The 9758-nt window shown below is 67.9% G+C and carries 9 protein-coding genes; 8 read left to right on the top strand and 1 reads right to left on the bottom strand.

Features of this window, described 5'->3' with window-relative positions:
• Positions 1-290, bottom strand: a 290-nt coding sequence (locus JMF90_RS10650) for a cache domain-containing protein (RefSeq protein WP_201325092.1), incomplete at its 3' end; no start/stop codon positions are given.
• Positions 291-538: 248 nt separating this feature from the next.
• Between JMF90_RS10650 and panE the strand changes: the two genes are divergently transcribed.
• The 8 genes from panE to JMF90_RS10690 all read left to right on the top strand — a co-directional run.
• Complete coding sequence (gene panE, locus JMF90_RS10655) at positions 539-1486, top strand: 2-dehydropantoate 2-reductase (RefSeq protein WP_011547323.1); 948 nt, start codon at positions 539-541, stop codon at positions 1484-1486.
• A gap of 250 nt (positions 1487-1736) precedes the next feature.
• Positions 1737-2696: an AraC family transcriptional regulator gene (locus JMF90_RS10660; protein WP_011547324.1), complete on the top strand. Its 960-nt coding sequence runs from the start codon at positions 1737-1739 to the stop codon at positions 2694-2696.
• Positions 2697-2816: 120 nt separating this feature from the next.
• Positions 2817-3764 (top strand): substrate-binding domain-containing protein, encoded by a 948-nt coding sequence (locus JMF90_RS10665; RefSeq protein ID WP_011694785.1) that lies wholly within the window; start codon positions 2817-2819, stop codon positions 3762-3764.
• Complete coding sequence (locus tag JMF90_RS10670) at positions 3683-5347, top strand: sugar ABC transporter ATP-binding protein (RefSeq protein WP_374039671.1); 1665 nt, start codon at positions 3683-3685, stop codon at positions 5345-5347. The genes JMF90_RS10665 and JMF90_RS10670 overlap by 82 nt, the downstream gene beginning before the upstream one ends.
• Entirely contained in the window at positions 5334-6347 is a 1014-nt protein-coding gene (locus tag JMF90_RS10675) for an ABC transporter permease (protein ID WP_011354493.1), read from the top strand. The genes JMF90_RS10670 and JMF90_RS10675 overlap by 14 nt, the downstream gene beginning before the upstream one ends.
• A gap of 46 nt (positions 6348-6393) precedes the next feature.
• Positions 6394-7482: an erythritol/L-threitol dehydrogenase gene (locus JMF90_RS10680; RefSeq protein WP_011547327.1), complete on the top strand. Its 1089-nt coding sequence runs from the start codon at positions 6394-6396 to the stop codon at positions 7480-7482.
• A gap of 29 nt (positions 7483-7511) precedes the next feature.
• Positions 7512-9059 (top strand): FGGY-family carbohydrate kinase, encoded by a 1548-nt coding sequence (locus JMF90_RS10685; RefSeq protein WP_011547328.1) that lies wholly within the window; start codon positions 7512-7514, stop codon positions 9057-9059.
• On the top strand, positions 9056-9758 hold a 703-nt coding region (locus JMF90_RS10690), incomplete at its 3' end, for an SDR family oxidoreductase (protein ID WP_201325093.1). The genes JMF90_RS10685 and JMF90_RS10690, both read left to right, overlap by 4 nt.

Raw genomic sequence — 9758 nt, forward strand, 5'->3', positions numbered from 1 at the left:
TTCGAATCGTTGATCGAGATATAGCCGTCGGCGCCGTGGCGCATCGCGGCGATCGCCTCGATCGCCTTCTGCTTCGCGTCGGCTTCCGGCATCACGTTCTGCTGCGACAGCTTGTAGTAGTGATCGGTCACGCTCGCGGCCTGCGCGACCAGCGATGCGAGCTGGTCGCGGCGGTCCGCGATCATCGACGCGCGGGTCTGCCATGCGCCGAGCCCGGCGATCACGAGCAGGCCGAGCCACAGGATGACGATCATCGAGGCGAGTTTCTGATTCAGGGAAAGATTGCGCATGGTATGAGGTCGGTCAGTCGTGGAAGCTCGCCGGAGCGGCGTGACGGGATAAGTGGTTTGACGGCGCGCCATGCGCGTCGCCGTAGACGGGAAATCCCTTAGAAGCCGTCATTTCCCCATGCCCGCGACGCGAGCGCGGGCATCTATGCATATGCATAACAGCGGCCGCTATACTGTCGGGCGACGGTCGGCGTCGCGCCTCGCACGGGCGGCAGCGCGACGCCGACCGAAACCGAAAGGAGGCAACGATGCGGATTCTGGTGGTAGGGGCCGGCGCGGTCGGCGGATACTTCGGCGGCCGGCTGGTCGCGGCGGGGCGCGACGTGACGTTCCTGGTGCGCGACGGCCGCGCTGCCGCGCTCGCGCGCGACGGGCTGCTGATCCGCAGCCCGCGCGGCGACCTGACGCTCGCGAACGTGCAGACCGTGCGCGCGGGCGATGCAGGCGCCGGCGTCGCGCCGTTCGACCTCGTGCTGCTGAGCTGCAAGGCGTACAGCCTCGACGACGCGATTGCATCGTTCGCGCCGTTCGTCGGCCCGCAGACATTGATCCTGCCGATGCTCAACGGGATGCGCCATCTCGACGTGCTGCGCGAGCGCTTCGGCGCCGCGCCGGTGCTCGGCGGGTTGTGCGTGATCGCGGCGACGCTCGATCGCGAGCAGCGCATCGTGCACCTGAACGACACGCACGGCGTATCGTTCGGCGAGCTTGCCGGCGGCGAATCGCCGCGCGTGCGCGCGGTGGCCGACGTGCTCGGCGGCGCGGGTTTCGACGCCACGCTCAGCGACGACATCGCCGCGCGGATGTGGGACAAGTGGGTGTTCCTCGCGACGCTCGCCGCGAGTACGTCGCTGTTTCGCGGTTCGATCGGCGACATTCTCGCCGCGCCGGACGGCCGCCGCCTGCTCGAGACGATGCTCGCCGAATGCAGCGCGATCGCGGAACACAACGGCCACCGGCCCGATCCGGCGGCCAGCGAGCGGATGCAGCGGATGGTGCTGACGCCGTCGCCGCTGACCGCGTCGATGCTGCGCGACGTCGAGAACCACGCGCGCGTCGAAGCCGATCACGTGATCGGCGACCTGCTCGCGCGGCGCGACCCGCAGGCGACAGACACGCTGTCGCTGCTGCGGATCGCGTACAACCACCTGAAGACGTACGAGGTACGCACGGCGCGCGAGCACGCGGCGGCATAAGCCGGTGCTGGCCGTGGCGCGGGCGGCCGCCCGCGTCGTTCCGCGCTGCAACAAATTTGCCATCCGGCGCCATTTCAGCCGGTGGGCGGCAAAAAAGTATCGAAAATCAGGCGTAAAGTTGGTGGAGCCGCGCGCTCGATCGACCTACATTGCTTCCCATGCGACCGGTCGCATCGCCGCGCGAGACACGCGGCGATGCGCGCACAGCCGAACAGGCCGGCCAGCAATATATGGGAATGGAGACGCCAACATGATGCACCCCGATCTCGAAGTGGTCGACGTGCGACGCGACGAGTCGTTCAAGGTCTGGTCGCACGGCTATCCGTACCGCACGATCCGCTGGCATTTCCATCCCGAATTCGAGCTGCACCTGATCGTCGCGACGCACGGCAAGTATTTCGTCGGCGATCACATCGGCTCGTTCGGCCCCGGCCATCTCGTGCTGCTGGGCCCGAACCTGCCGCACAACTGGGTCAGCGACATGGCCGAAGGCGAAACCGTCGAGCGCCGCAATCTCGTGATCCAGTTCGATCCGTCGTTCGTGCGCCGCTGCATGGACGCGTTCCCCGAATGCCGCGATGCGCAGACGCTGCTGGACGACGCGCGGCGCGGGGTCGGCTTCGACGCCGCGACGAGCGCTGCAATCGCGCCGTTGTTCGATGAACTGTTGACCGCGCGCGGCATGCGCCGCATCGCGCTGTTCATGACGATCCTGGAGCGGCTGTGCGGCGCGGCCGAACGCACGCTGCTCGCGAGCCCCGCGTACGACCAGGCCGACGTCACGCCCACGCGCCTGAGCCACGCGCTGTCGTATATCGGCAAGAACCTCGCATCCGAGCTGCGCGAATCCGATCTCGCGCAACTGACCGGGCAGAGCGTCAGCGCGTTCTCGCGCACGTTCCATCGCCATACCGGCATGCCGTTCGTCCAGTACGTGAATCGTCTGCGGATCGAGTCCGCCTGCCAGATGCTGCTCGCCGACGACGCGAGCATCACCGACATCTGTTTCCAGGCCGGCTTCAACAACGTGTCGAACTTCAACCGCCAGTTCCGCGCGGTGAAGGGGATGGCGCCGTCCGAATTCCGCGCGCTGCAGCGCCTGAACGCGCGCAGCCGCGAGCTGGCGCTGCATGCGGCGCCGACCGGTAATCCGCTGCCGCCGCGCGTGCTGACGCCCGGTGCGCCCGAACTCACGCCGCAGCCCGGATGACCGCCGGGCCGTTGCCCGCCTGAGTTTCCCCGCCGTTTTACCCCGCCGATCGCGTCGCTCACGTCGCGAGGGGCGTATTCACCCACGAAAAAGCCGCACACAATTTTTGGAGACACCGTCATGACGCACGCATCGCCCGCTACATCCCCCCGTCGCGCCGCCCGCCTGGCGGCCGTTGCCGCGCTCGCCGGCGCGGCCCTGTTGCCCGCCGCCGCCGCCGCGCATGCCGCGCCGCTGCGGATCGGCATGACGTTCCAGGAACTGAACAACCCGTACTTCGTGACGATGCAGAAGGCGCTGAACGACGCGGCCGCGTCGATCGGTGCGCAGGTCGTCGTCACCGACGCGCATCACGACGTCAGCAAGCAGGTGAGCGACGTCGAGGACATGCTGCAGAAGAAGATCGACATCCTGCTCGTGAACCCGACCGATTCGACCGGCATCCAGTCGGCGATCACGCAGGCGAAGAAGGCGGGCGCGGTGGTCGTCGCCGTCGATGCGAACGCGAACGGCCCGGTCGATTCGTTCGTCGGCTCGAAGAATTACGACGCGGGCGTGATGTCGTGCGAATACCTCGCGAAGGCGATCGGCGGCAGCGGCGAGGTCGCGATCCTCGACGGCATTCCGGTCGTGCCGATTCTCGAACGCGTGCGCGGCTGCAAGGCCGGGCTCGCGAAATTCCCGAACGTGAAGCTCGTCGACACGCAGAACGGCAAGCAGGAGCGCGCGACCGCGCTGTCGGTCACCGAGAACATGATCTCCGCGCATCCGAACCTGAAGGGCCTCTTCAGCGTGAACGACGGCGGCTCGATGGGCGCGCTCGCCGCGATCGAGGGTTCCGGCAAGGACATCAAGCTGACGAGCGTCGACGGCGCACCCGAGGCGATCGCCGCGATCCAGAAACCGAACTCGAAGTTCATCGAGACGACCGCGCAGTTCCCGGCCGACCAGGTGCGCATCGCGCTCGGCATCGCGATCGCGCGCAAGTGGGGCGCGACGGTGCCGAAGGCGATTCCCGTCGACGTGAAGGTCGTCGATCGCGGCAACGCGAAGGGTTTCAGCTGGTGAACGACGTGCGACGCGACGCGAAGGGCGGCGGCGTGGCCGACGCCCTTCGCACGGAGAAGCCGATGGACACGATACTCAGGCTCAGCCACATCACGAAAAGCTTTCCCGGCGTGAAGGCGCTGTCCGACATCGATCTGGAAATCGCGCGCGGCGAGATCCATGCGCTGCTCGGCGAGAACGGCGCGGGCAAGTCGACGCTGATGAAGATCCTGTGCGGCATCCACCAGCCGGATGCCGGTACGATCGAGATCGACGGCGCCGCGCGCCATTTCGCGGATTATCACGACGCGGTCGCGGCCGGCGTCGGCATCGTGTTTCAGGAGTTCAGCCTGATTCCGCACCTCGATGCCGTCGACAACCTGTTCCTCGGCCGCGAGCTGCGCAATCGCTGGGGCGCGCGCGACCGCAAGCGGATGCGCGCGGCGGCCGCGGCCATCTTCGCGCGCCTGGGCGTGGCGATCGATCTGGATGCGCCGATCCGTACGCTGTCGGTCGCGCAGCAGCAGTTCGTCGAGATCGGCAAGGCGCTGTCGCTCGACGCGCGCATCCTGATCCTCGACGAACCGACCGCGACGCTTACGCCGGCCGAGGCCGAGCACCTGTTCGCGATCATGCGCGAGCTGAAGCGGCAGGGCGTCGCGATGATCTTCATCTCGCATCACCTCGACGAAATCTTCGTGGTGTGCGACCGCATTACGGTGCTGCGCGACGGCCAGTACGTCGCGACGACCGAGGTCGCGCGCACCGACGTCGAGCAACTGGTGCGCATGATGGTCGGTCGCCGGATCGAAAGCAGCTTTCCGCCGAAGCCGGTATTGCCGGCCGACGCGCCGGCCGTGCTCGAAGTCGATGCGCTGCAGATCGAGCGCGACGGCCCGGTGAACCGCTTCGCGCTGCGTGAAGGCGAGATCCTCGGTTTCGCGGGGCTCGTCGGTTCGGGACGCACCGAAACCGCGCTCGCGGTGATCGGCGCGACGCGCGCGCATCGCAAGGAACTGCGCGTGCGCGGCGCGGCGGCGAAGCTCGCCGATCCGGCCGATGCGTTGCGCGCGGGCATCGGCATTCTGCCGGAAAGCCGCAAGACGGAAGGGCTCGTCACGTCGTTCTCGATTCGCGACAACATCTCGCTGAACAACCTCGGCAAGTACCGGTCGATGCGCTGGCTGATCGACCGGCGCGGCGAAGCGCGCACCACGCACGACGTGATGCGGCGCGTCGGCGTGAAGGCGCCGTCGATCCACACCGAGGTCGCGACGCTGTCCGGCGGCAACCAGCAGAAGGTCGTGATCGCGCGCTGGCTGAACCATCACACGTCGGTGCTGATCTTCGACGAGCCGACGCGCGGCATCGACGTCGGCGCGAAAGCCGAAATCTACGGGCTGATGCGCGAACTCACCGCGCGCGGCTACGCCATCATCATGATCTCGTCCGAATTGCCGGAAATCGTCGGCATGTGCGATCGCGTCGCCGTGTTCCGGCAGGGCCGCATCGAGGCGACGCTCGAAGGCGACGAGATCGATCCCGACACGGTCATGACCTATGCCACGGCCGGCACGCGAGGAGCGACCCATGAACCTGCCTGATTCTTCTTCCACGCCTTCCACGACGCTCGCGGCCACCGCCGGAAACGGCGACGCGCCGCCGCCCCGCGCGATGTGGGCGCAGTTGCGCCGCTCGACGCTGTTCTATCCGCTCGTCGGCCTGATCGTCGTGTGCATCGCGATGATGATCGCGAGCCCCAGCTTCCTGTCCGCCGCGAACCTCGAGAACGTGCTGCGCCAGGTGTCGATCAACGCGATCATCGCGGTCGGCATGACCTGCGTGATCCTGACCGGCGGGATCGACCTGTCGGTCGGCTCGGTGATGGCGCTGTCGGGCACGCTCGCGGCCGGGTTGATGGTCGCGGGCGTCAACGCGGTCGCCGCGCTGGCGATCGGCATCGCGGTCGGCCTCGGCTTCGGCTTCCTGAACGGCGTGTTCGTCGCGTTCGCCGGGATGCCGCCGATCATCGTCACGCTCGCGACGATGGGCATCGCACGCGGCCTCGCGCTGATCTACACGGGCGGCTATCCGATCGACGGGCTGCCCGACTGGGTCGCGTTCTTCGGCAGCGGCAAGGTGCTCGGCATCCAGGCGCCGGTGCTGATCATGCTGGTGGTCTATGCGATCGCGTGGCTGCTGCTCGACCGGATGCCGTTCGGCCGCTACGTGTATGCGATCGGCGGCAACGAGCAGGCGACGCGGCTCACCGGCGTGCGAGTCGCGCGCGTGAAGCTGATCGTCTACACGCTGGCCGGGCTCACGTCGGCGCTCGCCGCGATCGTGCTGACCGGACGCCTGATGAGCGGGCAGCCGAACGCGGGCGTGGGCTTCGAACTCGACGCGATCGCGGCCGTCGTGATGGGCGGCACGTCGATCTCCGGCGGGCGCGGGGCGATCCTCGGCACGCTGGTCGGCGCGCTGCTGCTCGGCGTGCTCAACAACGGGCTCAACATGATCGGCGTGAACCCGTATGTGCAGAACGTGATCAAGGGCGGAATCATCCTGCTCGCGATCTACATCAGCCGTGAGCGATCGCGGTAACGATCAATCAATCAGCCATCCGAATCACTCAGGAAAGAGACAACTCATGACGACACCCGAAGCCCAGCCGCGCATGACCGCGGTCGTCTGCCACGGCCCCGAGGACTATCGCGTCGAGCAGGTCGCGAAGCCGAATCCCGGCGCGAACGAACTCGTGATCCGCATCGCCGCGTGCGGGATCTGCGCGAGCGACTGCAAGTGCTACACCGGCGCCAAGATGTTCTGGGGCGGCCCCAGCCCGTGGGTGAAGGCGCCGGTCATTCCCGGCCATGAATTCTTCGGCCATGTCGAGGCGCTCGGCGACGGCGCGGCCGAGCATTTCGGCGTGGCGCTGGGCGACCGCGTGATCGCCGAGCAGATCGTGCCGTGCGGCAAGTGCCGCTACTGCAAGTCGGGCCAGTACTGGATGTGCGAGGTACACAATATCTTCGGTTTCCAGCGCGAGGTCGCCGACGGCGGGATGGCCGAGTACATGCGCATTCCGCCGACCGCGATCGTTCACAAGATTCCGCTCGGCGTATCGCTCGAGGATGCGGCGATCATCGAGCCGCTGTCGTGCGCGATCCACACGGTGAACCGCGGCGACGTCCAGCTCGACGACGTCGTCGTGATCGCGGGCGCGGGCCCGCTCGGGCTGATGATGACGCAGGTCGCGCACCTGAAGACGCCGAAGAAACTCGTCGTGATCGACCTGATCGACGAACGGCTCGAACTCGCGCGCCAGTACGGCGCCGACGTGACGATCAACCCGCAGCGCGACGACGCGCGCGAGATCGTCCGCGCGCTCACCGACGGCTACGGCTGCGACGTGTACATCGAGACGACCGGCGCGCCGGTCGGCGTGAACCAGGGGCTCGACCTGATCCGCAAGCTCGGCCGCTTCGTCGAATTCAGCGTGTTCGGCGAGGATGCGACCGTCGATTGGTCGATCATCGGCGACCGCAAGGAGCTCGACGTACGCGGTGCGCACCTCGGGCCATACTGCTATCCGGTCGCGATCGACCTGCTCGCGCGCGGGCTCGTCACGTCGAAGGGCATCGTCACGCACGGTTTCGCGCTGGAAGACTGGGACGATGCGATCCGTGTCGCGAAATCGCCCGAATCGATCAAGGTGCTGCTGAAGCCGGCCCGCTGACGGCCGGCGTGCGCCTCACCGGAGACATCATGGAATACGTCATAGGCGTCGACATCGGCACGCAGAGCACCAAGGCGCTGCTCGTCGACCGGCACGGCACGATCGTCGCGCGGCGCTCGTCCGGCTACCAGCCCGATACGCCGCGTCCGCTGTGGGCCGAGCAGTGGCCGCAGGTGTGGTTCGACGCGGTGCGCGACTGCATCGCGGGCTGCGTGAGCGACGCGCGGGCGCAGGGCGTGCCGGCCGACGCGATCCGTGCGGTGTGCGTGAGCAGCCTGTACGGCGGCTCGGGCATCCCGGTCGACATCGACATGCGGCCGCTGCATCCGTGCCTGATCTGGATGGACCGGCGCGCGACCGCCGAAGTCGACTGGGTCAACGAACACGTGAACGTCGAGCGGCTACGCGTGATCACCGGCAACGGCGTCGACAGCTACTACGGCTTCACCAAGATGCTGTGGCTGCGCGATCAGCGGCCCGACGTGTGGGCGAACGTGCGCTATTTCCTGCCGCCGAACGCGTACGTGATCTACCTGCTGACCGGCGAAGTCGCGGTCGACCACAGTTCGGCCGGCAATATCGGCGGCGTGTACGACGTCGCGCGTCGCGAGTGGTCCGACGACGCGCTCGACATGCTCGGCATTCCGGCGACGATGATGCCCGAGCGGCTGGTCGATTCGACGGACGTCGTCGGCGGCCTGCTGTCGCAATGGACCGCGCAATTCGGGCTGCCGGCGGGCACGCCGGTCGTCGCGGGCGGCGTCGATGCCGCAGTGGCGACCTTCGCGGCCGGCGCGACGCGTACCGGGCAGCACGTCGCGATGATCGGCACCAGCATGTGCTGGGGTTACGTGAACCGGCATGTCGATGCGCGCCATGGCCTCGTCAGCATGCCGCACGTGTTCGACGGGCAGCGCGACCTGTATGTGTTCGGCGGGGCAATTACGGCCGGCGCGTCGGTCGCGTGGTTTCGCGACCAGTTCTGCCACGCGGAAATCGATGCGGCGCGCCTGTTGCCGCACGGCGATCCGCACGTGCTGCTCGAGGAGGCGGCCGAGCGCGTGCCGGCCGGCGCCGACGGCGTGCTGTTCCTGCCATACCTGATGGGCGAGCGCAGCCCGGTATGGGACGCGAAGGCGAGCGGCGCGTTCGTCGGGCTGAGTCTCGCGCATACCCGTGCGCATCTTTATCGTGCGGTGCTCGAAGGCGTCGCGTTCGCGTTGCGCCACAACATCGAGGCCGGCCGCCGCGGCGCGGTGGCGCTGGACGACCGATTGATCGTCGTCGGCGGCGCCGCGCATTCGGCGCTGTGGATGCAGATCATCGCGGACGTGACGGGCTTTCCGGTATGGACGATCGAGCAGGACGTCGAAGCCGCGATGGGCGCCGCGCTGCTCGCGGGCGTCGGCGCGGGGCTCGTGTCGCGCGATGACGCGCAGGGCGGCTGGGTCACACTCGTCGAGCGTGCACGGCCCGATGCCGATCGCGTGCAAACGTACGACGCGCGTTTTGCGCTCTACACGGCGCTGTATCCGGCACTCAAGCCGATCATGCACAGGCTGGGCACGTCATCATGAACACACGATTCGATTTCAGCGGGGCAACGATGCTCGTCACGGGTGCCTCGAGCGGAATCGGCCGCGCATGCGCGGTCGCGCTGGCGCAGGCGGGTGCGCGCGTCGTCGCGGCGGGGCGCGACATGGCCGCGCTCGACACGCTCGCCGGCGAGATTGCGTGCGATACGTTGCGCCTGGATGTCGGCGGCGATCAACACGCGATCGACGCAGCACTCGCCGCGTACGACGCGTTCGACGGCCTCGTCAATTGTGCGGGGATCGCGTCGCTCGAACCGGCTCTCGAGGTCTGCGCCGCGCAGTTCGACCACGTGATGGCCGTCAATGCGCGCGGCGCGGCGCTCGTCGCGCGGGCCGTGGCGCGCAAGATGATCGAACGCGACGGACGCGGCGCGGCGCACGCACGGGGCAGCATCGTCAACGTGTCGAGTCAGGCGGCGCTCGTCGGCCTGCCCGCGCATCTGAGCTATTGCGCATCGAAGGCAGCGATGGACGCGATCACGCGCGTGCTGTGCATCGAACTCGGGCCGCACGGCATTCGTGTGAACAGTGTGAACCCGACCGTCACGCTCACGCCGATGGCGCAGTTCGCGTGGAGCGAACCGGAGAAGCGTGCGCCGATGCTCGCTGCGATTCCGCTCGGCCGGTTCGCGGAGCCGCACGAAGTCGTCGAACCGATCCTGTTTTTGCTGAGCGATGCGG

The organism is Burkholderia sp. E168m23, from assembly GCF_016586125.1.
In the GTDB taxonomy this organism is placed as follows: Bacteria; Pseudomonadota; Gammaproteobacteria; order Burkholderiales; family Burkholderiaceae; genus Burkholderia; species Burkholderia orbicola.

Coding starts and splice junctions, on each gene's coding strand:
- panE (WP_011547323.1), top strand. CDS start 539: ATGCGGATTCTGGTGGTAGGGGCCGGCGCGGTCGGCGGATACTTCGGC.
- JMF90_RS10660 (WP_011547324.1), top strand. CDS start 1,737: ATGATGCACCCCGATCTCGAAGTGGTCGACGTGCGACGCGACGAGTCG.
- JMF90_RS10665 (WP_011694785.1), top strand. CDS start 2,817: ATGACGCACGCATCGCCCGCTACATCCCCCCGTCGCGCCGCCCGCCTG.
- JMF90_RS10675 (WP_011354493.1), top strand. CDS start 5,334: ATGAACCTGCCTGATTCTTCTTCCACGCCTTCCACGACGCTCGCGGCC.
- JMF90_RS10680 (WP_011547327.1), top strand. CDS start 6,394: ATGACGACACCCGAAGCCCAGCCGCGCATGACCGCGGTCGTCTGCCAC.
- JMF90_RS10685 (WP_011547328.1), top strand. CDS start 7,512: ATGGAATACGTCATAGGCGTCGACATCGGCACGCAGAGCACCAAGGCG.